Raw genomic sequence first — 23729 nt, 5'->3', positions numbered from 1 at the left:
GATCCCTGAACCTTTCCCCTTCCCTACGCTGGGTGACGTGCAGCGCCTCTACGACTTCCTCCGCAGACACCCGACGGGCGTCGACGGCTTCTGGGCCCTCGTCCTCCTCGGGTTCTCCCTGCTGTGGGTGGGCTCGGCCTACCCCGGAGTCGACCACCCCGTCGTGTACGGAGTCGTCGCCGCGCTCTTCTCCCTGGTCCTGGCGCTGCGCCGGCGGGTCCCCGAGAAGATGCTGCTGCTCACCGTCGCCCTCGGCGTGGCCCAGCTCGCCCTCGACCTGGAACCGTTCCTCGCCGACTTCGCGATGTTCGTGATCGTCTACACGGTCGCGGCGCACGACGGGCCGCGCTGGGCGTCCCGGCTCGCCCTCGCCGGCGGACTGAGCGCCGCCACGCTCTCCCAGCTCAGATGGCCGCTGGACGACCCCTCCACCTCCGGCCCCGCCCGGATCTTCTTCACGATCATCATGACCGTGCCGTTCGCCCTCGCCTGGGTCCTCGGCGACTCCCTCCGCACCCGCCGCGCCTACTTCGCGCAGCTGGAGGAGCGCGCCTCCCGCCTGGAGCGGGAGCGCGAGGCCCAGGCCAAGGTCGCGGTCGCCGCCGAACGGGCCAGGATCGCCCGCGAGCTGCACGACGTCGTCGCGCACAACGTGTCGGTGATGGTGGTCCAGGCCGACGGCGCCGCCTACGTCATGGACTCCTCCCCGGAGACCGCGAAACAGGCCCTGGAGACCATCTCCGGCACCGGCCGGCAGGCGCTCGCCGAGATGCGCAGGCTCCTCGGCATCCTGCGCACCGGCGAGCACCAGGAGGCCGGGGAATACGTGCCGCAGCCCGACGTGGGCCAGATCGAGGACCTCGTCGAGCAGGTCAGGGGCGCCGGCCTCACCGTCGACTTCGCGATCGAGGGGAGCCCCCGTCCGCTGCCCAGCGGCGTCGAGCTCACCGCGTACCGGATCGTGCAGGAGGCCCTCACCAACACCCGCAAGCACGGCGGGCCCGACGCGGGCGCCAGCGTCCGCCTGGTCTACTTCGACGACGGCCTCGGGCTGCTCGTCGAGGACGACGGCCGGGGAGCGCCGCAGGAGATGTACGAGGACGGGGGCGCCGACGGGCGGGGCCACGGTCTGATCGGCATGCGGGAGCGGGTCGGCATGGTCGGCGGCACCCTGGACGCGGGCCCGCGTCCGGGCGGAGGCTTCCGGATCAGCGCCCTGCTCCCCCTCAAGCCCGCCCACTGACGACCCCTAAGGAACAAGCCCCATGGCCATTCGCGTGATGCTCGTCGACGACCAGGTGCTGCTGCGCACCGGTTTCCGCATGGTGCTGGCCGCCCAGCCGGACATGGAGGTCGTGGCGGAGGCGGGCGACGGCGCCGAGGCCCTGGAGGTGCTGCGGTCCACGGCGGTCGACGTCGTCCTGATGGACGTGCGCATGCCGCGCCTCGACGGGGTGGAGGCGACCCGGCGGATCTGCGCGCAGCCGGACCCGCCGAAGGTGCTGATCCTGACCACCTTCGACCTCGACGAGTACGCGTTCTCCGGCCTCAAGGCGGGGGCCAGCGGCTTCATGCTGAAGGACGTGCCGCCGGCGGAGCTGCTGGGCGCGATCCGCTCGGTGCACAGCGGGGACGCGGTGGTGGCGCCCTCGACCACCCGCCGCCTCCTCGACCGCTTCTCGCCGATGCTGCCGTCCACGGGCAAGGAGCCCGAGCGCAAGGAGCTGGGGCGCCTGACGGACCGGGAGCGGGAGGTGATGATGCTGGTCGCGCAGGGCCTGTCGAACGGCGAGATCGCCGCCCGGCTCGTCCTCTCCGAGGCGACGGTGAAGACCCACGTGGGCCGCATCCTGACCAAGCTGGGCCTGCGCGACCGGGTCCAGGTCGTGGTCCTCGCGTACGAGTCGGGCCTGGTGCGGGCGGGGGGCGGCGGGGCGGCGTAGGGCCTGTCCGCCACGTCCCTCAGCCTTCCACCCGTGACAGGAAGTCCCGCACCGCCTCCTTCACGTCCTCCGCCGTCCACTCCAGGCCCGGTCCCGCCACCGTCAGCTCCGTCAGGGCGACCCCCGGCGGGCCGCCCGCGCCCGGGGCGGACCAGCGGCGGAAGAGGACGGTGCCGGTGGCCTCCGTCTGGGCGAGGGCCGCGGCGGTCAGGGTCTCGGGGGAGTACGGCAGCCAGACCCGGAACTGGTGGGTGTGCGGCACCTCGGGGTGCACCCGGAACCAGCCCGTGCCCGCCTCCGCGAGCGCCTCCCGGACCGCGGCGGCCACCACGCGCGCGTGCGCCACGTACGAGGGCAGCCGGGGCAGCTCGACGTCCAGGCCCCGGAGCGCGGAGAGCGCCGCCGGGTACTGCTGGAAGACCTGCCCTCCGTACCGGTGCCGCCAGACCCGGGCCTCCTCCACGACGTCCTCGGGCCCGGCGAGCGCGGCTCCCGACTGGCCGCCGAGGGACTTGTAGAAGGACACGTACACGCTGTCGGCGAGCCCCGCGATCTCCGCGAGCCCCCGGCCGAGGCGCGGCGGGCACTCCCACAGGCGCGCCCCGTCGAAGTGGACGACCGCGTCCCGCTCCCGGGCCGCCTCCACGACCTCGGTCAGCTCCTCCCAGGAGGGCAGCACGAAGCCGGCGTCCCGCAGCGGCAGTTCCAGCATCAGCGTCCCGAACGGCTCCGGGTGGTCCCGCACCTCCTCGGCCGTGGGCAGCCGGGGCGCGTCGGTGGGGTGCGTGGTGCGGAGCCCGGAGACGGCCCCGAGCGCCCCGCCCTCGTGCACCTCCGGGTGGGCGAGCGGGTGGAGGGCGACGACGGGGCTGCCGGTGCGCCCGGCCCAGCAGCGCAGCGCCACCTGCTGGGCCATGGTGCCGGTCGGGAAGAAGACGGCGGCGGGCAGGCCCAGCTCCTCGGCGACCCGCCGCTCCAGGACCTCCACCGGGCCGTCGCCGTACGCGTCGGGCGCGGCCCCGCCGTACCCGGCGTCCTCCGCCCATCCGGCCAGCTCGCGCAGCCGCTCCCCGACCGTGCCGTCCGCGGGGGAGCGCCACAGCTTCCGCGCGGCCCCGCCCCAGACCTCCGCCCGGTGGAGCCGGGCGGCCTCCTCGTCCGCGATGCCCCCGGGACGCGTCGTGTCAGCGGTTTCCACAGGTTCCATGGGTCGATCATCACACCACCGCCCACACCCTGTGGACAGCCGCGGACGGGCCCCGACGCTGGCGTAGCATGACCAGAAATCGTCCGGTACCCGCCGAGGACTGGAACGGAAGGCCGTCCCCACCGTGAACGCACCAGCAGCGCCAGAGCCCCGAGCCGAGGACCGACCCGCCCGGCTCACCGTCGGAGTCGTCGGCGCCGGCCGGGTGGGCCCCGCCCTCGCCGCCTCCCTCCGGCTCGCGGGACACCGCCCCGTCGCCGTCTCCGCGGTCTCCGACGCCTCGCGCCGCCGCGCCGCCGAACTCCTGCCGGACGTGCCGGTCGTGGAGCCCGCGCGCGTCCTCGCCCTCGCCGACCTGGTCCTGCTCACCGTCCCCGACGACGCCCTGCCCGGCCTGGTCGAGGGCCTCGCGGACACCGGGGCCGTACGGCCGGGTCAGCTGATCGTGCACACCTCCGGGCGGTACGGGGCGGGGGTGCTCGACCCCGCCCGCCGGGCCGGCGCCCTGCCGCTCGCCCTGCACCCCGCCATGACCTTCACCGGCACCGCCGTGGACGTGCAGCGGCTCGCCGGGTGCTCCTTCGGGGTGACGGCGCCCGAGGAGCTGCGGCTCGCCGCCGAGGCCCTGGTGATCGAGATGGGCGGCGAGCCCGAGTGGATCGCCGAGGAGGCCCGCCCGCTCTACCACGCGGCCCTCGCCCTCGGGGCGAACCACCTGGTCACCCTGGTGGCCCAGTCGATGGAGCTGCTCCACAAGGCCGGGGTCGCCGCCCCCGACCGGATGCTCGGGCCCCTCCTGGGCGCCGCCCTCGACAACGCCCTGCGGTCCGGCGACGCGGCCCTGACCGGCCCCGTCGCGCGCGGTGACGCCGGCACGGTCGCCGCCCACGTCGCCGAGCTGCGCAAGCACGCGCCCGATACCGTCACCGGGTACCTGGCGATGGCCCGTACGACCGCCGACCGGGCGCTCGCGCACGGCCTGCTCAAGCCCGAGCTGGCCGAGGACCTGCTGGGGGTGCTCGCCGAGACCCCGGCGGGCGCGACCGGCCCGAACGGCACCACCGGGTCCGCCGACGGGCCGCGAGGAGACGACCGATGAGCAGCCCGTCCGCCCGCGAGCACGACCCTGCCCCGGACCGGGCCCCGGCCGACCGTACGCAGGCCTCCGCCTCCGGCCAGGCCCCTGCCCGTACGCGGGCCTCGGCTCCCGGCCAGGCCCCTGCCCGTACGCGGGCCTCCGCCCCGGACCAGGCCCCTGCCCGTACGCGGGCCTCGGCTCCTGACAGGGCCCCCGGCCGTACCGACGCGAACCGGCCCGCCCCCCGCCGGCAGGCCGAGCCGGTCCCCACCGCCCAAGAGCTCCGCGCCGCCGCGGCACGGCACGGCGCCCCCGGCCGCAACGCCGTGGTCATGACGATGGGCGCCCTCCACCAGGGCCACGCCACCCTGATCCGCGCCGCACGCGCGCGCGTGGGGGCGGACGGCTTCGTCGTCGTCACCGTCTTCGTCAACCCGCTCCAGTTCGGCGCGGGCGAGGACCTCGACCGCTACCCGCGCACCCTGGACGCCGACCTGGAGCTGGCCCTCGACGCGGGCGCGAGCGTCGTCTTCGCGCCCTCCGTGGACGAGGTCTACCCGGGCGGCGAGCCGCAGGTCCGGATCGCCGCCGGCCCCATGGGGGAGCGGCTCGAAGGCGCCTCCCGGCCCGGCCACTTCGACGGCATGCTGACCGTCGTCGCCAAGCTGCTCCACCTCACCGCCCCCGACCTGGCCTTCTTCGGCCAGAAGGACGCCCAGCAGCTCGCCCTGATCCGGCGCATGGTCCGCGACCTGAACTTCCCCGTCGAGGTCGTCGGCGTGGAGACCGTCCGCGAGGACGACGGCCTGGCCCTCTCCAGCCGCAACCGCTACCTGTCGGCCGAGGAGCGCCGCACCGCCCTCGCGCTGTCCCGCGCGCTGTTCGCCGGCCGGGAGCGGCTCGCCGCCCAGGAGGCGCTGCGCGCGCGGGCCGACGCCCTGCCGAACGGGCGGGACCGGGCCGAGAACCGGGCCGAGGCCCTCTCCCGGCTCGGCGAGGCGCGGGCCGCCGCCGACGCCCACGCGGTCGCGCAGGCCGCCGAGACCGGCTGCGCCGCCGCCGTGCGCGCCGCCGCCCGCACGGTCCTGGAGGAGGCGGCCAGGGCGGAGCCGCCGCTCACCCTCGACTACCTGGCCCTGGTGGACCCGGCGGACTTCACCGAGGTCGCCGACGACCACGACGGGGAGGCGGTCCTCGCCGTCGCCGCGCGCGTGGGGACCACGCGCCTCATCGACAACATCCCCCTGAGCTTCGGGTCCCCGAGCCCCGAAACCCCGACCCTCGGAGCCACCAAGTGACCGGAATACGGCTGCACGCCCCCGAGCCGGGCTGGGCCATCGACGCCGACGTCGTGGTGGTCGGCTCCGGTGTCGCCGGCCTCACCGCCGCCCTGCGCTGCACCGCCGCCGGGCTCCGTGCGGTCGTGGTCACCAAGGCCCGGCTCGACGACGGCTCCACCCGCTGGGCGCAGGGCGGCATCGCCGCCGCGCTCGGCGAGGGCGACACCCCCGAGCAGCACCTCGACGACACCCTCGTCGCGGGCGCCGGGCTCTGCGACGAGCGGGCCGTGCGGACCCTCGTGACCGAGGGCCCCGACGCCGTCCGCCGCCTGATCGAGACCGGCGCCGACTTCGACAAGACCTCCGAGGGCGAGATCGCGCTGACCCGCGAGGGCGGCCACCACCGGCGCCGGATCGCCCACGCGGGCGGCGACGCGACCGGAGCCGAGATCTCCCGCGCCCTGGTCGAGGCGATACGCGACCGGGGCGTGCGCACGATCGAGCACGCCCTCGTCCTGGACCTCCTCACGGACGCCGAGGGGCGCACGGCGGGCGTGACCCTGCACGTCATGGGCGAGGGCCGGCACGACGGCGTCGGCGCGGTCCACGCGCCCGCGGTGGTCCTCGCCACCGGCGGCATGGGACAGGTCTTCTCGGCCACCACCAACCCGGCGGTCTCGACCGGCGACGGCGTGGCCCTCGCGCTGCGGGCCGGGGCCGAGGTCTCCGACCTGGAGTTCGTCCAGTTCCACCCGACCGTGCTCTTCCTGGGCGCGGGCGCCGAGGGCCAGCAGCCGCTGGTCTCCGAGGCGGTGCGGGGCGAGGGCGCGCACCTGGTCGACGCGGACGGGGTCCGCTTCATGCTGGGGCAGCACGAACTGGCCGAGCTGGCGCCCCGGGACATCGTCGCCAAGGCGATCACGCGCCGGATGCTGGAGCACGGCACCGAGCACATGTACCTCGACGCCCGGCACTTCGGGGCGGAGATGTGGGAGCGGCGCTTCCCGACGATCCTGGCCGCCTGCCGCGCCCACGGCATCGACCCGGTGACCGAGCCGATCCCGGTGGCCCCGGCCGCCCACTACGCCTCCGGCGGCGTCCGCACGGACCTGCGGGGCCGGACCACCGTCCCCGGCCTGTACGCGTGCGGGGAGGTGGCCTGCACGGGCGTCCACGGCGCCAACCGGCTCGCCTCGAACTCGCTCCTGGAGGGCCTGGTCTTCGCCGAGCGGATCGTGGAGGACATCGTGGCGGCGGCCCCGCGCGCGGCGGGCGCCCCGGTGCCGCACCCGGTCCCGGTGGTCCTGCCGCTGCCCGCGACGGACGCCCGGACCCGCATCCAGCGGATCATGACGGGCGGCGCCGGGGTGCTGCGCTCGGAGGCCAGCCTGCGGGAGGCCGCCGACGCGCTCGACGCGCTGCACGAGGAGGCCGTGGCGGGCGGCACCGACGACAGCAAGGCAGCCGAGCCCGGCGTGGACTCCTGGGAGACCACCAACCTGCTGTGCGTCGCCCGGGTCCTGGTCGCCGCCGCCCGCCGCCGCGAGGAGACCCGCGGCTGCCACTGGCGCGAGGACCGCCCGGAGCGCGACGACGCGCACTGGCGCCGGCACCTCGTCGTACGCCTGACGCCGGAGCGGGAGCTCGACGTCCGCACGACCGCCGCGCACGACCTGCCGCCCACCGTCTGACCCCCGCCGTCACCGCCCGACCCTCCTTCCCCCCACCGTCGATGCCCCCAGGGAGCCGAAAGTGAGCACGCCCGAGGAATCCCGTCCCGAGCCCGTGGACGTCCCCCTCATCCAGATCAGCGCCTTCGAGTCGGCCCCCGGGGACGCCGAGGAGGCCGGCGGCTGCGGCGACGGCTGCGGTTGCGGCGGCGGCGAGGAGTTCGAGTGCGGGCTCGACCCGGCGCTCGCCGAGCTGCTGGCCGACGCCGGTCTCGACCCGGTCCAGGTGGAGGACGTCGCGCACCTGGCGATCGCGGAGGACCTCGACGGCGGGGTCGACGTGACGACCGTGGCGACCGTCCCCGAGGAGGCCGTGGCGACCGCCGACTTCACCGCCCGCGAGGCCGGCGTGGTGGCCGGCCTGCGGGTCGCGGAGGCGGTCCTGTCGATCGTCTGCACCGACGAGTTCGAGGTCGAGCGGCACGTCGAGGACGGCGAGCGCGTCGAGGCCGGGCAGAAGCTCCTGAGCGTCACCGCCCGCACCCGCGACCTGCTCACCGGCGAGCGCAGCGCGCTCAACATCCTGTGCCGCCTCTCCGGCATCGCCACCGCCACGCGCGCGTGGGCGGACGCCCTGGAGGGCACGGGGGCCAAGGTCCGCGACACCCGCAAGACGACGCCGGGCCTGCGCGCCCTGGAGAAGTACGCGGTGCGCTGCGGCGGCGGCGTCAACCACCGCATGTCGCTGTCCGACGCGGCCCTGGTGAAGGACAACCACGTGGTGGCGGCCGGCGGCGTGGCCGAGGCCTTCAAGGCCGTGCGCGAGCTGTTCCCGGACGTGCCGATCGAGGTCGAGGTCGACACGATGCACCAGGTCCGCGAGGTCCTGGACGCGGGCGCCGACCTGATCCTGCTCGACAACTTCACCCCGGGCGAGACCGAGGAGGCCGTGGCGCTGGTCGCGGGCCGCGCCGTCCTGGAGTCCTCGGGCCGCCTCACCCTGGAGAACGCGGCGGCGTACGCGGCGACCGGCGTCGACTACCTGGCGGTGGGCGGCCTCACCCACTCCTCCCCGATCCTCGACATCGGCCTCGACCTGCGCGAGGTGCGGGCCTGATGCTGCTCACCATCGACGTCGGCAACACGCACACGGTCCTCGGCCTCTTCGACGGGGACGAGATCGTCGAGCACTGGCGGATCTCCACGGATCCGCGCCGGACCGCCGACGAGATGGCGGTCCTGCTCCAGGGCCTGATGGGCATGCACCCGCTGCTCGGCGTCGAGCTGAGCGACGGCATCGAGGGCATCGCGATCTGCGCGACGGTCCCCTCGGTCCTGCACGAACTGCGCGAGGTCACCCGCCGGTACTACGGGGACGTGCCGGCGGTCCTGGTGGAGCCGGGCGTCAAGACGGGCGTCCCGGTCATCACCGACAACCCGAAGGAGGTCGGCGCGGACCGCGTCATCAACGCGGCCGCGGCGGTCGAGCTGTACGGCGGTCCGGCGATCGTCGTGGACTTCGGGACGGCGACGACGTACGACGCGGTCACCGCGCGCGGCGAGTACGCGGGCGGGGCGATCGCGCCGGGCATCGAGATCTCGGTGGAGGCGCTCGGCGTGCGCGGGGCGATGCTCCGCAAGATCGAGCTGGCCCGCCCGCGGAACGTGATCGGCAAGAACACGGTCGAGGCGATGCAGTCCGGCATCATCTACGGCTACGCGGGCCAGGTCGACGGCGTGGTGGCCCGGATGAAGCGCGAGCTGGTCGGCCCGAAGGGCGACCCGGACGACGTCACCGTGATCGCGACGGGCGGCCTGGCCCCGATGGTCCTCGGCGAGTCGAAGGAGATCGACGAGCACGAGCCCTGGCTGACCCTGATCGGCCTGCGCCTGGTGTACGAGCGGAACGTCTCGCGCATGTAGGACCCGTACGGCCGCCCCTCCCGGAGAGGGGCGGCCGACACGGACGGAGGGCCCCGCGCCGCCGAACGGCTGCCCCCCGGCGCGCCGTAATGATCCCTAAGCGAAAATTGTCCGATTAGCGCGTACCGTCGGCCCATGCCCACGCCATACGGATCCCGTGGCGGCATGGCGTTCGGCGCGGACGAGCTGCGTGTGCTCCGTCGCGCCCTCGCCATCGCCCTCCACCCCGCCCCCCTTCAGGACGAGGACGTCCAGGACTGCCTGCGCCTGGCCGAATCCGTGGACGAGGCGGTCCGCGAGGCCGGTCGGCTGCGCGCCTTCCTCCTCGCCGACCTGGCCCGCTACCGCGAGGCCCTGCCGGGCTCCCTCGGCGGCTACCTGGAGCTCCTCCGGGACGCGCTGGCCGCCGGGTACGACCCCGGGGCCGACGACCTCGCCGCCCTGCGGGCACTGCGCCGCAACCCCGCCGCCGCCGAGCTGCTCGCCCGCTGCCAGGGCCTCGCCGAGCGCTCCGTACGCGCGCGCCTGGCCCGGGTCGTCCAGGCCACCGCCCCCGCGGCCGACCGCGCCCCCCGGGCCCGGCTGCTCGCCCTGCCCGGCGGACGTGCGGCGGCCGACGAGCCCAAGCCGAACCCGCCCGCCCCCGCGGAGCGTCCGGTGCCCAAGCCCTCCGAGGTCTTCCCGCCGCGCCGGCGGCCCGTTCCGCCGCCCCCGCCCGAGGAGCGGGTCGCCGGATAGCTACCCTGGTCGCCATGGAATACGTATCCGCGCTCCTGCCGCCCGTCGTGATGGCCGCGTTCTTCATCGCCCTCGTCGTCACGATCGTCAAGAGCCAGGGCGGCCCGAACAAGGCCAAGGAGGACGCGGCCGTCGACGCCGCCCTCGCCCGCGCCGAGGCGGCCCGCCAGCCGGACGGTTCCGCCGCCTCCTGACCCCACCGGGGTTCCGCACCACCGGGGGACGCACGGCCCCACGGGGCCGTGCGTCCTTTTCGGTTCGACTCCGCCCGCCCGCGCTCGGACCGCGTTCGATTCTCCTCGGGTTTCCGGCGTCGGATGACGTCAATAGACCCTTATCGACGTTTTGCGCACTATGGTGGCGCTGTGCCCCGTCCTTTGGGAGAGCTCGAAGACGCCGTCATGACGCGCGTGTGGCAATGGAACCGTCCGGTGACCGTCCGGGAAGTCCTGGAAGACCTCCAGCAGGAACGGTCCATCGCCTACACCACCGTCATGACCGTCATGGACAATCTCCACCAGAAGGGCTGGGTCCGCAGGGAAGTCGAAGGCCGCGCCTATCGCTATACGGCGGTCTCCACCCGCGCCGCCTACGCGGCCGCGCTCATGAACGAGGCCTGGAGCCGGAGCGACAATCCCGCCGCCGCCCTCGTCGCCTTCTTCGGCATGATGTCGTCGGACCAGCGGGAAGCCCTCGACGACGCCATTCGGATCGTCCAGCGGGACACCCCGCTCCCCGCGCCCCTGCCCGCCCCGCCCGAGGAGGGCGCCGGGGAAACCGGGCCCCGGGAGCGATAGCGTCCCCCCATGCCGCCGTCTGACTCCCCGGCCGTCCACCCGGCCCCCGCCAGAGCCGTCACCGTGCGCAGGGCCCGCACGGGTGACGTCGCCGCCGTCCGCCGTCTCGTCGATCCTTTCGTCCGGCGCGGCATCCTGCTCGACAAGGCGACCGTGACGCTTTACGAGTCCATCCAGGAGTTCTGGGTGGCGGAACGCGACGAGGACGGCGCCGTCGTCGGCTGCGGCGCGCTCCACGTGATGTGGGAAGACCTCGCCGAAGTGCGCACTCTCGCCGTCGATCCCGAGTTCAGGGGAGCCGGCGTCGGACATCAGGTGCTCGACAAGTTGTTGCACACCGCCCGATGGCTCGGGGTGCGGCGGGTATTCTGCCTGACCTTCGAAGTCGACTTCTTCACGAAGCACGGCTTCGTCGAGATCGGCGAGACCCCGGTCGGCGGAGATGTCTACAGCGAGCTCCTGCGTTCCTATGACGAGGGAGTCGCGGAGTTCCTCGGTCTCGAACGAGTGAAGCCGAACACCTTGGGCAACAGCCGGATGCTTCTGCACCTCTGACCCGGAACCGGTGCGAAGCGATCCCGAACCAGTCCCGGAACGACGCCCCGAACCCGTACGGAAGCCCGAAGGGAACCCTGCCCGGAACCCTATGTCCGAATCGCGCACGTTTCCCGTGCCGTCGGGGTTCTGAACCTCTCCCAGGGGTTTGTGTTTTCCCGGGAAAAGCGGTTTCCTTTCCGCGTACTGCATTTTCGATGAAAGGAAATCCGGTGGCACAGAAGGTTCAGGTCCTTCTTGTCGACGACCTCGACGGCGTCGAGGCGGACGAGACCGTGACGTTCGCGCTGGACGGCAAGACCTACGAGATCGACCTCACCACCGCGAACGCGGAAAAGCTCCGCGGTCTGCTCGATCCGTACACCAAGAGCGGCCGGCGCACCGGTGGCCGCACCACCGGTGGCCGCGGCAAGGGCCGCGCCGTGGCGGCGGGCAGCCCCGACACCGCGAAGATCCGCGCGTGGGCCAAGGAGAACGGCTACGACGTCAACGACCGCGGCCGCGTGCCCGCCACGGTGAAGGCGGCCTACGAGGACGCGAACCGCTGAGGCGACCGCCGCTGAGCCGCCGGCCCGCGGGCCCGGGCGCTCAGCAGCCGCACCCGATGGCACTCGGCGGCGGCGGCGGACACGAGCCGCACCAGGCAGGGGGCACCCCCTCCGCCCCACGGCGCGGCCCGCAGGGCCGGGAGCGAGGACTCGACCTCGCGGCCCGGCACGGGCGCGCGCAGCCACACCGCGGCGTCCGGCGCGCCGGAGCCGCCCCGCCCCGGGATGAGGGGCGCGGTCATCCGGCCGTCGGCGCCGAGCACCGCGAGGTCCAGGGCGATCCCGCCCCATTCCAGCCAGTCGAGCAGTCCCGGCAGCTCCTCCGCGCTCCCCGCGGCCACGAGCAGCCGCATCCGGGGCCCCGCCAGGGCCACGGGGCCGGTCGCCGCACCGACCCGGCGCAGGACGCCCCGGCCGGCCTCGGCGGGCAGCTCCAGGACGTCGAAGCGCAGCCCCGTGAGCAGCGCCAACGGCGGGCCCGCCACCGTCGCCCAGCCGAGCTCGTCCTCGTACCACCGCGCCGGACCGTCGTCGAGCGGCGCGCGGGGGGACGGCAGGAAGGGGGCCATGCCCGGGGAACTCCCGCGGGGGCCTCTTGGTTACGCCCCCGGAGCGGTCCCGCACCCGCCGCGCGGTGACGCTCGGTCCCCCACCGGACGCGTGAAGTGTCCGGGATGAGGTGTACGGGTGCATTCGAGCGCGCAAGGGTGTTCGCTGGTAGCGGAGGGAACCGGGGTGCGCGGCATGGAGTGTCGGTGCCCACGGGTAAGACATTCCTAGTGGAGAGGGGTGACCCCGCGGGCTTCGGCGTCTCACGTTCGCCATCGGCGTACTGAAGGCGTGGCCAACTACTTGGCCTGCGGGAACATCGTCTCGCACCATCGGGTTGGAGCATTTGTCGGCTGTTCGGCAGCAGGTCTCCCCACGGACAAGGGGGTGATCCGGACGGATGTCGGCAGTTGGAATGAGCGGTCCCCGCTTGCGGGACTAAGCTGCGGAAGGACAGGGAGGGGATCGACCCCTAACTGACTGACCGCTCTGAGGAGCGATTAACGATGTTCGAGAGGTTCACCGACCGCGCGCGGCGGGTTGTCGTCCTGGCTCAGGAAGAAGCCCGGATGCTCAACCACAACTACATCGGCACCGAGCACATCCTTCTGGGCCTTATCCACGAGGGTGAGGGTGTCGCCGCTAAGGCCCTGGAGAGCCTCGGGATTTCGCTCGAGGCGGTCCGCCAGCAGGTGGAGGAGATCATCGGCCAGGGCCAGCAGGCCCCGTCCGGGCACATCCCCTTCACCCCTCGTGCCAAGAAGGTCCTGGAGCTGTCGCTCCGGGAGGCCCTCCAGCTCGGCCACAACTACATCGGCACCGAGCACATCCTGCTCGGCCTGATCCGCGAGGGCGAGGGCGTCGCCGCCCAGGTCCTCGTGAAGCTGGGCGCCGATCTCAACCGGGTCCGGCAGCAGGTCATCCAGCTGCTCTCCGGCTACCAGGGCAAGGAAGCCGCCACGGCCGGCGGTCCTGCCGAGGGCACCCCCTCGACGTCCCTGGTCCTTGACCAGTTCGGCCGCAACCTCACCCAGGCGGCCCGCGAATCCAAGCTCGACCCGGTCATCGGGCGCGAGAAGGAGATCGAGCGGGTCATGCAGGTGCTGTCCCGCCGCACCAAGAACAACCCGGTGCTCATCGGCGAGCCCGGCGTCGGCAAGACCGCCGTCGTCGAGGGCCTGGCCCAGGCCATCGTCAAGGGCGAGGTGCCCGAGACCCTCAAGGACAAGCACCTCTACACCCTGGACCTCGGCGCGCTGGTCGCCGGCTCCCGCTACCGCGGTGACTTCGAGGAGCGCCTGAAGAAGGTCCTCAAGGAGATCCGCACCCGCGGCGACATCATCCTGTTCATCGACGAGCTCCACACCCTCGTGGGTGCGGGCGCCGCCGAGGGCGCGATCGACGCCGCCAGCATCCTCAAGCCGATGCTGGCCCGCGGTGAGCTCCAGACCATCGGCGCCACCACGCTCGACGAGTACCGGAAGTACCTGGAGAAGGACGCGGCCCTGGAGCGCCGCTTCCAGCCCATCCAGGTCGCCGAGCCGTCGCTGCCGCACACCATCGAGATCCTCAAGGGTCTGCGCGACCGGTACGAGGCCCACCACCGGGTCTCCATCACCGACGAGGCCCTCGTCCAGGCCGCGACCCTGGCCGACCGGTACATCTCGGACCGCTTCCTCCCGGACAAGGCGATCGACCTGATCGACGAGGCCGGCTCCCGGATGCGCATCCGCCGGATGACCGCGCCGCCGGACCTCCGCGAGTTCGACGAGAAGATCGCCGGCGTCCGCCGCGACAAGGAGTCCGCGATCGACTCGCAGGACTTCGAGAAGGCCGCGTCCCTGCGCGACAAGGAGAAGCAGCTCCTCGCCGCGAAGGCCAAGCGCGAGAAGGAGTGGAAGGCCGGCGACATGGACGTCGTCGCCGAGGTCGACGGCGAGCTGATCGCCGAGGTCCTCGCGACCGCCACCGGCATTCCGGTCTTCAAGCTGACCGAGGAGGAGTCCTCGCGTCTGCTGCGCATGGAGGACGAGCTCCACAAGCGCGTCATCGGCCAGAAGGACGCCGTCATCGGTCTTTCGCGGGCGATCCGCCGTACGCGGGCCGGTCTGAAGGACCCGAAGCGCCCCGGTGGCTCGTTCATCTTCGCCGGCCCGTCCGGTGTCGGTAAGACCGAGCTGTCGAAGGCCCTCGCCGAATTCCTCTTCGGCGACGAGGACGCGATGATCTCCCTCGACATGTCGGAGTTCAGCGAGAAGCACACGGTTTCCCGTCTCTTCGGTTCGCCGCCCGGCTACGTCGGCTACGAAGAGGGCGGCCAGCTCACCGAGAAGGTGCGCCGCAAGCCGTTCTCCGTCGTCCTCTTCGACGAGGTCGAGAAGGCCCACCCCGATATCTTCAATTCCCTTCTCCAGATCCTGGAGGACGGTCGCCTGACCGACTCCCAGGGCCGGGTCGTGGACTTCAAGAACACGGTCATCATCATGACGACCAACCTCGGGACCAGGGACATCTCGAAGGGCTTCAACCTGGGCTTCGCGGCCCAGGGCGACACGAAGTCCAACTACGAGCGGATGAAGGCGAAGGTCAGCGACGAGCTGAAGCAGCACTTCCGCCCGGAGTTCCTCAACCGTGTGGACGACATCATCGTCTTCCCGCAGCTCACCCAGGACGACATCCTCCAGATCGTCGACCTGATGGTCGGCCGCGTGGACGAGCGCCTGAAGGACCGGGACATGGGCATCGAGCTCTCCCAGTCCGCGAAGGAGCTGCTCGCCAAGAAGGGTTACGACCCGGTGATGGGCGCCCGGCCGCTGCGCCGGACGATCCAGCGCGAGATCGAGGACACGCTCTCGGAGAAGATCCTCTTCGGCGAGCTGCGCCCCGGTCACATCGTGGTCGTGGACACGGAGGGCGAGGGCGAGGAGCGCAAGTTCACCTTCCGCGGCGAGGAGAAGTCGGCCCTGCCGGACGCCCCGCCGATCGAGGCGGCGGGCGGCCCGGGCCCGAACCTCTCGAAGGACGCGTGACGCTGCGCTGAGCCTGTAGCGCGTAGTGAGGGGCGGCCCCGGAACCTGAACGGTTCCGGGGCCGCCCCTTTTGCCGTCAGAGGCTTTGGAAGCGGATACGGGGTGGAAGGTGTTCGGTGCCGATCACAGGTCCGTAGGCCTCCACCGAGTGCAGGTGGGGCGAGGCGGCGAGCGGCGCCAGGTCCACGGGGGTCTCGGAGCCGTGCCAATCCAGTTCGAGTTCCTCCAGCCGGGCAGGCAGCGGTACGGGCAGCCCGTCCTGCTCGTCGGAACGTTCCAGACGCAGGTATACCGGGTCGCACAGAGACAGGAGTGCTGCCACCCGGTCAGCGGAGACCCGCCCGCCAATGTCCAGCAACGGGTGGCTGAGGCCGAGACGGATCAGTTCATCGGCTTGGGGGTCCAAGTGAACGGTGAAAATAAGGTCGCTTCGGTCGATGCGCGCCACGATCTCATCGGCGTAGGAGCGCGGATCGAAGCGGAACCACGACCAGATGAGCTGTGAACGGACTGCCAACGACGGGTGCTGTATGAAACGGGCCAGATAGAGGAGGGCCGCGTCGGTCCCGACGTGGGTCGCTGCGACCACCGAGGTGAACGCTTCCTCGTCGGTCAGCTCCTCCGGCCCGCCCAGCAGCTCCAGTACCAACGGGCCGACCTCCGCCAGTTGCCGGGCCTCCTCGGGGTCGCGGGGCGGAATCACCTCCCCCGTCCGCCGCAGCACCTCCCCCCGGACCTCCGGCGACAGCTCCGTCGCATGGTCCAGCGCCGTCGCCGCCAGCAGCGTCAGGCGCAGTCGGGTTCGGCGGTCCTCGGTCGCGTCCGCCGCCGACAGCAGCTCCCGCAGGATCTGCGCGCACTCGCGCGGCCTCGCGTGGCCCACCGCCATGCGGATCACGTCCTCCCACTGGTCGTCGGCCGCGTGGCGGACGAGGACGCCGATGTCCCAGTGGTCCACGAGGGCCTTCGCGGCCAGGTGGTCCTGGAAGGTGCGGTGGACGAACTCGACCGTGTCGGCCGTGGGCTCGCGCAGGAGGCCGCTGCGGTGGAGGAGGTGGGTGAAGACCCGGTCCGGGGGGTACGCCGAGGCGTCCGGGACCGCCGGGACGGCCTCGGTGACGATCGACGCGGCGTGCGCGCGGTCCAGCTGCGTGCGCCCGTTCAGCGTCAGCCAGTACGCCAGGCGCTGGATCAGCTGGATCTGCGGGGCCTCGTCGAGGACGAGGCCGGTCGGGGCGCCCATGTCCCGCTCCCGGTCCCGCCGGGACAGGAGCATGGACAGGGCCGCCTCGTAGAGCGCCTTGCGGCCCCGGGGCAGGAAGCCGCGCCGGTCGCGGTGGAGAGCGCAGATCAGACCGCACATCAGGGGGTTGGTGGCGAGCTGGGCCACGTGCTCGGCGGTCCGCAGCGCGTCCAGGAGCGGCTGCTCGTAGACCGCCGCGTCCGGCCCTGCGGCCTTGTGCCAGCGGCGGACGAAGGTGGTGACTTCCGTGCGGGCCATGGGCGCGAGGGCCAGTTCGGCGAAGCCTTCCGGGGCCAGCCAGTCGTCCCGTACGGCGGTGGGGCGCGAGGTGACGAGCCAGCGGTTGCCCTCGTACGCGCCGAGGAGGTCGCGCAGCCAGTCCCGGGCCCGGCCGCGCTCGGCCTCGGGGATCTCGTCGATGCCGTCGACCAGGACCAGGCCCCGGCCGGCCGCGAGGACCCGGTCGGTCCAGCCGTCGGGCGGGGTGAGCGGGCAGCCGGCGGCGGACAGGAAGCGGTCGGGGGAGGGGAGCCGCTCGCCGTGGCGGGTGAGGGCGCGCAGGGGCAGGACGAAGGGGACGCGGCCCCGGAGGTACGCCATGCCCTCGGGCCGGTCCTCGGTCGCCGCCGCCGAGACCGTGAGCCACTGGACGAGCGTGGTCTTGCCGGAGCCCGCCAGGCCGCGAAGGAGGACCCTCTCGTGGCGGGCGAGGGCGAGGTCGGCACGGACGGAGGCCTGTTCCCGCTGCCGGCCGGGCGCCTCGGGCGCGCCCTCCCCGCCCGTCGCCTCCAGGGACAGGTACGCCATGTCCAGCGGCCACTCGTCCGGCGAGTGGTGCAGGTCGACGCCGTAGATCGTCAGGCGGCCGTGCTTCTTCGCGAGGTGGGCCAGGTAGCGGCGTTCGAAGGCGGCGTCCCGGCTCTCGGCCGCCGGGAGGCGGGTCAGGACGGCGTCGACCCCGGCGAGGAGCTCGGCCTGGGCGCGGGTCTGCTCGACGAGGCTGCGGGCGATGAAGGTGGAGCGCCGGGTGAAGAACTCCAGGATGTGGAGGCAGGCCCACTCGGTCATGGTCTCCAGGTAGAGGACCGAGTCGGTGGAGAGGCCGTCGGGGGCCGGGGCGGCGGCCCGCAGCCGGCGGGCGAGGTCGCGGTGGCCGAGGCGCACGGCCTGGACGTCGTCCATGTCGAGGTCGCCGAGGGCCAGCAGGTTCGCGGCGAGGGCGTCGGTGACGGCCTCGGTCTCGTCGGCGGGGAACGGCGGCTCCCCGGCCCCCTGCCGGGAGCGTTCGACCAGGGTGGCGGCGAGCTTGCGGACGTCCTTCTCGGTGAGGGTGCGTTTCTCGCCCCGGAAGGAGACGAGGCCGGAGAGCCGGACCTCGGCGTCCTTGCGGACGAGGCCCGCCCCGGGGCCCTCGCTCGCCAGCAGCTTCTTCAGGAGCGGGCCGATCGCGGCCGAGGCGAGGCGCGTGCCGATGAGTGCCGGTTCCATGGTGACCCCCTGTGTCTCCCCGAAGCGGTCAGCGTAGTGGGGGAGGGGACGGGGCGGGGTCCTGCGGTGTGACCCGGGCCGCTTTCCGGGGCCTTTTCACGCACTCGGAACCCCTTTCAGTGGCCCCCGTCACGTGACCCAGGTCCCATGCGGAATGCCTTTTCGCGTGACCCAGATCCCATCCGAACGGGCCCCCTGGTGACAAGGCGCACAGGGGTTTCGAGGGGTACTAACCGGAATAGTGGTGAACATTGGCGTTTATTTCGGACGTACGGGTACGAAGCGGCGGGTCGGAGGGCCCGTCGGGTCCCGGACCGGGCCAGGACCGGCCTCCTGGGCGGTCCGGGACCCCGAGACATGCGGTTAAACCGGTTTTCTTGGGCCGATATGTCCGATTTCGAAGCCCCCGTTCCCGGTCGTCAAGACCTGAACTTCCTCCGTGATCGCTACGACGCTATGTCGTAGATGGGGTGTTTTGGGTTGGCCGGGGGGTCGGGTTACCAAGGATGAGCAAGCCCGACGCCGCAGCGAAAGCGCGTCGGGTCCCGTACTCCCCGGAGGTTTTCCCCCGTATGTCGAAGCGCGTTATGAACCCCGCCACCCGTGTTGCCGCCGTCGCTCTCGCCACCGCCGGCCTGGGGGCGTCGCTGGTGGCCGGAGCAGGGTCCGCCTTCGCCGCCGAGGGCAAGGCCGTCGTCCCGACCGCCGCGACCGCGTCCGCCGCCGTCGCCGCCCAGGCCGAGACCCAGGCGCACCTCGCCGCCCAGGTGAAGGCCGCCGCCGCGAAGACCGTCACCGTCAAGGCGACCGCCGTGAAGGCGACCGCCACCAAGAAGGCCGCCGCCGCCAAGAAGGCTCCGGCCTGGGTGAAGCCGGTCGGCTCCTACACCCTCAGCGCCAGCTTCAACCAGGGCGGCGCCATGTGGGCCCACAAGCACTCCGGCCAGGACTTCGCCGTTCCGGTCGGCACCCCGGTCAAGGCCGCCGCCGCCGGCACCGTCGTGAAGGCCGGCCCGTACGGCGGCGGCGACGGCCCCGCGTACGGCAACGCCATCGTGGTCAAGCACGCCAACGGCAAGTACTCGCAGTACGCCCACCTGTCGAAGATCCAGGTCAAGATCGGCCAGAAGGTCGGCGCCGGTCAGCGCATCGCCCTCTCGGGCAACACCGGCAACTCCTCCGGCCCCCACCTGCACTTCGAGATCCGCACCACCCCGAACTACGGCTCCGCCGTGAACCCGGCCGCCTTCCTGCGCGCCCACGGCGTCGGCATCTGATCCGCCGAACCCGCTGTGAACCTATGAGGCCCGGTGGGCCTCGTCGATGAGATCGAGGGCGACCTCGAGGACGGCTTCGTGCTTGTCCTCGGGGTCGCCCTCGACGTTCTGCATGAAGAACGTGCCCGCGTGGAGCGTGAAGACCGCGCTGATGCAGCGCACCTTCTCCTTGACGGGGAAGTCGTCGTCGTACAGCAGGCCGGTCAGCGTGATCATGCGCTCCTTGAAGGTGAGCCCGACGCTCAGCTCGCGCACGGTGGCCTGGTTCTCCTGCATGAAGCGGTAGAGCGGCGCCGCCGCGCGCAGCGCCACCTGGTAGCGGCGCACGACCTCCCGCTTGGTCTCGACCGTGCGGGGCTGCTCCCCGGCCCAGGCGATCAGTTCGTCCATGGGCCTGGTCAGGTCCTCGAAGATCCCGACCAGGATGTCCTCCTTGGTCTTGAAGTGGTAGTAGAGCGCCGCCTTGGTCACGTCGAGGCGTTCCGCGATCTCGCGCAGGGAGGTCTTCTCGTAGCCCTGCTCCGCGAAGAGTTCGAGGGCCACGTCCTGGATGCGCTGACGGGTGTTGCCTCGGGCCATGGGATGCCCTCCACTTTCCAAAGAACTTACTTGACGACCGGCTAGTTACGGGCCTACCGTCCCTCAGTGTAGTAACTAGCCGGGCGGCAAGTAAGGGAATGGCATGGCGACGCAACAGAACGTTCGAACGGCAGAGGGAGAGGCACCGCCGGCGCGCAGCGTCCGGGTCGTCCTGCTCGCCCTCATGATCGCGATGCTCCTCGCGATGCTGGACAACATGATCATCGGCACCGCGATGCCGACGATCGTCGGCGAGCTCGGCGGCCTGGAGCACCTCTCCTGGGTCGTCACCGCCTACACCCTGGCCACCGCCGCCTCCACCCCGCTCTGGGGCAAGCTCGGCGACATGTTCGGCCGCAAGGGCGTCTTCCTCACCTCGATCGTGATCTTCCTGATCGGCTCGGCGCTCAGCGGCATGGCCCAGGACATGGGCCAGCTCATCGGCTTCCGCGCGGTCCAGGGCCTCGGCGCCGGCGGCCTCATGGTCGGCGTGATGGCGATCATCGGCGACCTCATCCCGCCCCGCGAGCGCGGCCGGTACCAGGGCATGATGGCCGGCGTGATGGCCCTCGCCATGATCGGCGGCCCCCTCGTCGGCGGCACCATCACCGACCACTGGGGCTGGCGCTGGTCCTTCTACATCAACCTGCCGCTCGGCGCCGTCGCCCTCGCCATGGTCACCACCGTCCTGCACCTGCCGAAGAAACCGCGGAGCACGGACACCCGGATCGACTTCGCCGGAGCCGCGCTGCTGACCGCCGGCATCACCGCGATCGTCCTGGTCACCACCTGGGGCGGCACCGAGTACGCCTGGGGCTCGGCCACCATCGTCGGCCTCGCGGTCGGCGGCGTCGTCGCCCTCCTCGCCTTCCTGTGGGTGGAGACCCGGGCGAGCGACCCGATCGTTCCGCTGCACATCTTCCGCAGCCGCAACTTCACCCTGATGTCCCTGATCGGCTTCATCGCCGGCTTCGTGATGTTCGGCGCGGTCCTCTACCTGCCGCTCTTCCAGCAGTCCGTCCAGGGCGCCTCCGCCACCAACTCCGGACTGCTGCTCCTGCCCATGCTGCTCTCGATGATGGTCGTCTCGCTGGTCGCGGGCCGGGTCACCACCAGCACCGGCAGGTACAAGGCCTTCCCCATCGCGGGCGGGGCCCTCATGACGGCCGGCCTCTTCCTGCTCTCCACCATGGACACCGGCACCTCGCGGCTCGTCTCCGGGGTCTGGATGGCCGTCCTCGGCGCCGGCATGGGCTTCCTCATGCAGATCACCATGCTGGTCGCCCAGAACAGCGTGGAGATGAAGGACATGGGCGTCGCCTCCTCCTCCACCACCCTCTTCCGGACGCTCGGCTCCTCCTTCGGCGTCGCGATCATGGGCGCGCTCTTCACCACCCGCGTCCAGGACGAGATGGCGGCCCGGGGCGGCTCGGAGCTGACGGCGCGGACCGCCCAGCTCGACGCGGCCAGCCTCGCCAAGCTCCCGGCCCAGCTCCGCGAGGCCTACCAGCACGCGGTCGCCGCCGGCACCCACAGCGCCTTCCTGCTCGCCGCGGCCGTCGCCGTCCTCTCCTTCGTCCTCGCCTTCTTCGTCAGGGAGGTGGCGCTCCGCGGCGCGGGCCCGGACCCCGCGGAGGAGCCCGCCGACGGCGGCGCGGCGAAGGTGTCCGAGAAGGTCTGAGACACGCGCGTACGACGATGGGGCCGGCCCTCGGAAGAGGATCCGGCCCCATCGCCGTGACGAACGGCCCTCGTAAGAGGATCCGGCCCCACCGCCGTACCGGCCGCCCCTACTGCCCCGGCAGCCGCAGCATCGGGAAGCTGCCCGTGGTCGTCGGCGCGTGGTCCGGGAGCCACAGGACCGCGATGGCCCCGCCCACCCCGTTCGGCGCCGCCTCGGAGGCCACGTTCCGGAAGGTCAGCCGGGCGCCGAGGACCCGGGCCTGGCCCGACGCGATCGTCAGGCCCAGGCCGTGGCCCTGGCCCGCGCGGTCGCTCGACCCCGTGCGGAACCGGCTCGGGCCCTCCCTGAGGAGGGACTCCGGGAAGCCCGGACCGTGGTCGCGGACGCGCACCACCCGGCCCTCGACCGTCACCTCCACCGGCGGCCTGCCGTGCTTGGCCGCGTTGGCGAGGAGGTTGCCCAGGACCCGTTCGAGCCGGCGCGGATCGGTGTTCACCCAGGAGTCGTGCACGACCCGGACGACGACCTCCGGGTCCAGGGCCCGCACCCGCCGCTCCACGAACTCCCCGAGCGCGATCTCCTGGAGCTCGGCCCGCTCCGACGCGCTGTCCAGCCGGGCCACCTCCAGGACGTCCTCGACCAGCGTCCGCATCGCCTGCGCCCGGTCCCGCACCAGCTCCGTCGGACGCCCCGGCGGCAGCAGCTCGGCCGCCGTGAGCAGCCCCGTGACAGGGGTCCGCAGCTCGTGCGCGATGTCCGCGGTGACCCGCCGCTCGGCCTCGATCCGCTCGTTCAGGGCGTCGGTCAGGGCGTCGACCGCCCACGCCAGATCGTCGGTCTCGTCCCGTACGACCCCGCCGACGGCCTCCCGCACCCGTACGTCCGTGTTGCCCTGGGCGACCCGGCCGGCCGCGACGGCCGCCTTCCGCAGCCGCCGCGAGAGCCGGCCGCCGATGAGCACGCCGAGCGCGCAGCCGCCGAAGACCACCGAGACCGAGCCGATGACGAGCGCCCGGTCCAGATCGCTCATGATCTTCGCGCTGCGGTCGGCGAAGGGGATGTGCAGCGAGAGGACGTCGCCGTTGGCGAGCGGCACGGCCGCCCACACGTCGGGCGGACCGCCGTGCCGGTGCTCCTGCACGTACGTGCCGCGCCGGTTGTCCCCCATCAGCCGGTCGAGCTGGTGCGGCAGCGCCGGGTCGTTGATCTTGGTGCCGAAGCGGGGCTCCTTCGGCTTCGACGTCTCGTACAGCCGCTGCGCGAAGAGCAGCCGCTCCATCTGCACCTCGCGCGCGTTGTCGAGCATCGAGATGCGGGCGGCGTTGTGCACGACCACGCTCAGGGTGACCGCGATGAGGGCGCCGACCGCCGCGATGGCGACGGCGATCTTCCAGCGGACCCCGGTGCGCAGGGGGAACGGCCTCACCCGCCCTGGCCCCGGAGCTTGTAGCCGAAGCCGCGGACGGTCTCGATCCTGTCCTGGCCGATCTTGGCCCGCAGCCGCTGCACGTGGACGTCCACGACCCGGGTGTCGCCGCCCCAGCCGTAGTCCCAGACCCGCTCCAGGAGCTTGTCCCGGGACAGCACGGTGCCGGGCGCGGACGAGAACTCCAGGAGCAGCCGCATCTCGGTCGGGGTCAGCGCCACCGGCACCCCGCCCCTCCTGACCTCCATGCCCTCGGTGTCGACCTCCAGGTCCCCGAAGACGAGCAGCCCGCCGTCCCCCGGCCCGCCCCCGGCCTCGCCGCCGCCGGCGTGCCCGAAGCGGCGCAGCACGGCCCGGATGCGGGCCATCAGGACCGAGCCGTCGAAGGGCTTGGTGACGTAGTCGTCCGCCCCGGCCTCCAGGCCGAGGACGACGTCGATGGAGTCGGCGCGCGCCGACAGCATGATCACCGGGACCGTCGACTCGTCGCGGATGCGGCGGCAGAGGCTGACGCCGTCCATGCCCGGCAGCATCACGTCGAGCAGGGCGATGTCCGGCCGCCGCGCCCGGAAGGAGTCCAGGCCGGAGAGGCCGTCGGGCACGGCCGTGACCCGGAAGCCGTCCCGCTCCAGGGCGAGCTGGGTGGCCTCACGGATGACGTCGTCGTCCTCGACGAACAGGACATGGGTTTCGGCCATCGTGAGCGTTCCTTCGG

At 72.7% G+C, this 23729-nt stretch carries 21 protein-coding genes; 15 read left to right on the top strand and 6 right to left on the bottom strand.

Going from position 1 to position 23729, the window contains the following annotated elements; all coding sequences use genetic code 11:
* Positions 1-37: 37 nt before the first annotated feature.
* Together AB0398_RS31370 and AB0398_RS31365 are read left to right on the top strand one after the other, a co-directional pair.
* The gene (locus AB0398_RS31370; protein WP_366379048.1) at positions 38-1243 is read left to right on the top strand and encodes a sensor histidine kinase; all 1206 of its coding nucleotides are present in this window, start codon (positions 38-40) and stop codon (positions 1241-1243) included.
* 22 nt (positions 1244-1265) lie between these two features.
* Entirely contained in the window at positions 1266-1943 is a 678-nt protein-coding gene (locus tag AB0398_RS31365) for a response regulator transcription factor (protein WP_366379047.1), read from the top strand.
* A 19-nt stretch (positions 1944-1962) separates the two neighbouring features.
* Here the strand turns inward: AB0398_RS31365 and AB0398_RS31360 are convergent, their stop codons facing one another.
* Positions 1963-3150 (bottom strand): beta-eliminating lyase-related protein, encoded by a 1188-nt coding sequence (locus tag AB0398_RS31360; protein WP_366379046.1) that lies wholly within the window; start codon positions 3148-3150, stop codon positions 1963-1965.
* A 124-nt stretch (positions 3151-3274) separates the two neighbouring features.
* Between AB0398_RS31360 and AB0398_RS31355 the strand changes: the two genes are divergently transcribed.
* The 10 genes from AB0398_RS31355 (at position 3275) to AB0398_RS31310 (ending at position 11739) form a co-directional block, all read left to right on the top strand.
* Complete coding sequence (locus AB0398_RS31355; RefSeq protein ID WP_366379045.1) at positions 3275-4249, top strand: DUF2520 domain-containing protein; 975 nt, start codon at positions 3275-3277, stop codon at positions 4247-4249.
* The gene (gene panC / locus AB0398_RS31350) at positions 4246-5526 is read left to right on the top strand and encodes a pantoate--beta-alanine ligase (RefSeq protein ID WP_366379044.1); all 1281 of its coding nucleotides are present in this window, start codon (positions 4246-4248) and stop codon (positions 5524-5526) included. Before AB0398_RS31355 ends, panC begins: the two co-directional genes overlap by 4 nt.
* A complete protein-coding gene (locus tag AB0398_RS31345) occupies positions 5523-7199 on the top strand; it encodes an L-aspartate oxidase (protein ID WP_366379043.1) in 1677 nt (558 codons plus the stop codon). Before panC ends, AB0398_RS31345 begins: the two co-directional genes overlap by 4 nt.
* Positions 7200-7260: 61 nt before the next feature.
* On the top strand, positions 7261-8295 hold the full coding sequence (gene nadC, locus AB0398_RS31340) for a carboxylating nicotinate-nucleotide diphosphorylase (RefSeq protein WP_366379042.1): 1035 nt from the start codon (positions 7261-7263) through the stop codon (positions 8293-8295).
* On the top strand, positions 8295-9101 hold the full coding sequence (locus AB0398_RS31335; RefSeq protein ID WP_366379041.1) for a type III pantothenate kinase: 807 nt from the start codon (positions 8295-8297) through the stop codon (positions 9099-9101). Before nadC ends, AB0398_RS31335 begins: the two co-directional genes overlap by 1 nt.
* A gap of 165 nt (positions 9102-9266) precedes the next feature.
* Positions 9267-9839: a hypothetical protein gene (locus AB0398_RS31330; RefSeq protein WP_366379070.1), complete on the top strand. Its 573-nt coding sequence runs from the start codon at positions 9267-9269 to the stop codon at positions 9837-9839.
* A gap of 14 nt (positions 9840-9853) precedes the next feature.
* Positions 9854-10033, top strand: coding sequence for a hypothetical protein (locus AB0398_RS31325; protein ID WP_062754418.1), 180 nt, complete (start codon positions 9854-9856; stop codon positions 10031-10033).
* Positions 10034-10204: 171 nt separating this feature from the next.
* Positions 10205-10636 carry a BlaI/MecI/CopY family transcriptional regulator gene (locus AB0398_RS31320; RefSeq protein ID WP_366379040.1) on the top strand — a complete coding sequence of 144 codons (432 nt, stop codon included), beginning with the start codon at positions 10205-10207 and terminating at the stop codon, positions 10634-10636.
* Between the two features lie 9 nt (positions 10637-10645).
* The gene (locus AB0398_RS31315) at positions 10646-11191 is read left to right on the top strand and encodes an amino-acid N-acetyltransferase (protein ID WP_366379039.1); all 546 of its coding nucleotides are present in this window, start codon (positions 10646-10648) and stop codon (positions 11189-11191) included.
* 212 nt (positions 11192-11403) lie between these two features.
* Complete coding sequence (locus AB0398_RS31310; RefSeq protein ID WP_366379038.1) at positions 11404-11739, top strand: Lsr2 family protein; 336 nt, start codon at positions 11404-11406, stop codon at positions 11737-11739.
* Here the strand turns inward: AB0398_RS31310 and AB0398_RS31305 are convergent.
* Positions 11718-12308, bottom strand: a complete 591-nt coding sequence (locus AB0398_RS31305; RefSeq protein ID WP_366379037.1) for an SCO3374 family protein — start codon at positions 12306-12308, stop codon at positions 11718-11720. The two genes, AB0398_RS31310 and AB0398_RS31305, sit on opposite strands and share 22 nt — an antisense overlap.
* A gap of 486 nt (positions 12309-12794) precedes the next feature.
* On the opposite strand from AB0398_RS31305, the gene AB0398_RS31300 reads away from it, so the two are divergent.
* Entirely contained in the window at positions 12795-15317 is a 2523-nt protein-coding gene (locus AB0398_RS31300) for an ATP-dependent Clp protease ATP-binding subunit (RefSeq protein ID WP_366379036.1), read from the top strand.
* 76 nt (positions 15318-15393) lie between these two features.
* Here the strand turns inward: AB0398_RS31300 and AB0398_RS31295 are convergent, their stop codons facing one another.
* Positions 15394-18048: an NACHT domain-containing protein gene (locus AB0398_RS31295; RefSeq protein ID WP_366379035.1), complete on the bottom strand. Its 2655-nt coding sequence runs from the start codon at positions 18046-18048 to the stop codon at positions 15394-15396.
* A 572-nt stretch (positions 18049-18620) separates the two neighbouring features.
* Between AB0398_RS31295 and AB0398_RS31290 the strand changes: the two genes are divergently transcribed.
* A complete protein-coding gene (locus tag AB0398_RS31290; protein ID WP_366379034.1) occupies positions 18621-19325 on the top strand; it encodes a M23 family metallopeptidase in 705 nt (234 codons plus the stop codon).
* A gap of 21 nt (positions 19326-19346) precedes the next feature.
* On the opposite strand, the gene AB0398_RS31285 is transcribed toward AB0398_RS31290, so the two are convergent.
* The gene (locus AB0398_RS31285; protein WP_366379033.1) at positions 19347-19904 is read right to left on the bottom strand and encodes a helix-turn-helix domain-containing protein; all 558 of its coding nucleotides are present in this window, start codon (positions 19902-19904) and stop codon (positions 19347-19349) included.
* A 103-nt stretch (positions 19905-20007) separates the two neighbouring features.
* On the opposite strand from AB0398_RS31285, the gene AB0398_RS31280 reads away from it, so the two are divergent.
* A complete protein-coding gene (locus tag AB0398_RS31280) occupies positions 20008-21585 on the top strand; it encodes an MDR family MFS transporter (RefSeq protein ID WP_366379032.1) in 1578 nt (525 codons plus the stop codon).
* A gap of 109 nt (positions 21586-21694) precedes the next feature.
* On the opposite strand, the gene cseC is transcribed toward AB0398_RS31280, so the two are convergent.
* Together cseC and cseB are read right to left on the bottom strand one after the other, a co-directional pair.
* The gene (gene cseC, locus AB0398_RS31275) at positions 21695-23014 is read right to left on the bottom strand and encodes a two-component system sensor histidine kinase CseC (RefSeq protein ID WP_366379031.1); all 1320 of its coding nucleotides are present in this window, start codon (positions 23012-23014) and stop codon (positions 21695-21697) included.
* Positions 23011-23712: a two-component system response regulator CseB gene (cseB, locus tag AB0398_RS31270; protein WP_366379030.1), complete on the bottom strand. Its 702-nt coding sequence runs from the start codon at positions 23710-23712 to the stop codon at positions 23011-23013. The genes cseC and cseB overlap by 4 nt, the downstream gene beginning before the upstream one ends.
* Between the last annotated feature and the right edge of the window lie 17 nt (positions 23713-23729).

Source organism: Streptomyces sp. NPDC086147, assembly GCF_040702165.1.
GTDB lineage: Bacteria > Actinomycetota > Actinomycetes > Streptomycetales > Streptomycetaceae > Streptomyces.
This window is presented reverse-complemented; position numbering and strand designations above follow the sequence as displayed.

Coding starts and splice junctions, on each gene's coding strand:
- AB0398_RS31280 (WP_366379032.1), top strand. CDS start 20,008: ATGGCGACGCAACAGAACGTTCGAACGGCAGAGGGAGAGGCACCGCCG.
- AB0398_RS31290 (WP_366379034.1), top strand. CDS start 18,621: ATGTCGAAGCGCGTTATGAACCCCGCCACCCGTGTTGCCGCCGTCGCT.
- AB0398_RS31295 (WP_366379035.1), bottom strand. CDS start 18,048: ATGGAACCGGCACTCATCGGCACGCGCCTCGCCTCGGCCGCGATCGGC.
- AB0398_RS31300 (WP_366379036.1), top strand. CDS start 12,795: ATGTTCGAGAGGTTCACCGACCGCGCGCGGCGGGTTGTCGTCCTGGCT.
- AB0398_RS31325 (WP_062754418.1), top strand. CDS start 9,854: ATGGAATACGTATCCGCGCTCCTGCCGCCCGTCGTGATGGCCGCGTTC.
- AB0398_RS31335 (WP_366379041.1), top strand. CDS start 8,295: ATGCTGCTCACCATCGACGTCGGCAACACGCACACGGTCCTCGGCCTC.
- AB0398_RS31285 (WP_366379033.1), bottom strand. CDS start 19,904: ATGGCCCGAGGCAACACCCGTCAGCGCATCCAGGACGTGGCCCTCGAA.
- cseB (WP_366379030.1), bottom strand. CDS start 23,712: ATGGCCGAAACCCATGTCCTGTTCGTCGAGGACGACGACGTCATCCGT.
- panC (WP_366379044.1), top strand. CDS start 4,246: ATGAGCAGCCCGTCCGCCCGCGAGCACGACCCTGCCCCGGACCGGGCC.
- AB0398_RS31305 (WP_366379037.1), bottom strand. CDS start 12,308: ATGGCCCCCTTCCTGCCGTCCCCCCGCGCGCCGCTCGACGACGGTCCG.
- AB0398_RS31315 (WP_366379039.1), top strand. CDS start 10,646: ATGCCGCCGTCTGACTCCCCGGCCGTCCACCCGGCCCCCGCCAGAGCC.
- AB0398_RS31365 (WP_366379047.1), top strand. CDS start 1,266: ATGGCCATTCGCGTGATGCTCGTCGACGACCAGGTGCTGCTGCGCACC.
- AB0398_RS31330 (WP_366379070.1), top strand. CDS start 9,267: ATGGCGTTCGGCGCGGACGAGCTGCGTGTGCTCCGTCGCGCCCTCGCC.
- AB0398_RS31360 (WP_366379046.1), bottom strand. CDS start 3,150: ATGGAACCTGTGGAAACCGCTGACACGACGCGTCCCGGGGGCATCGCG.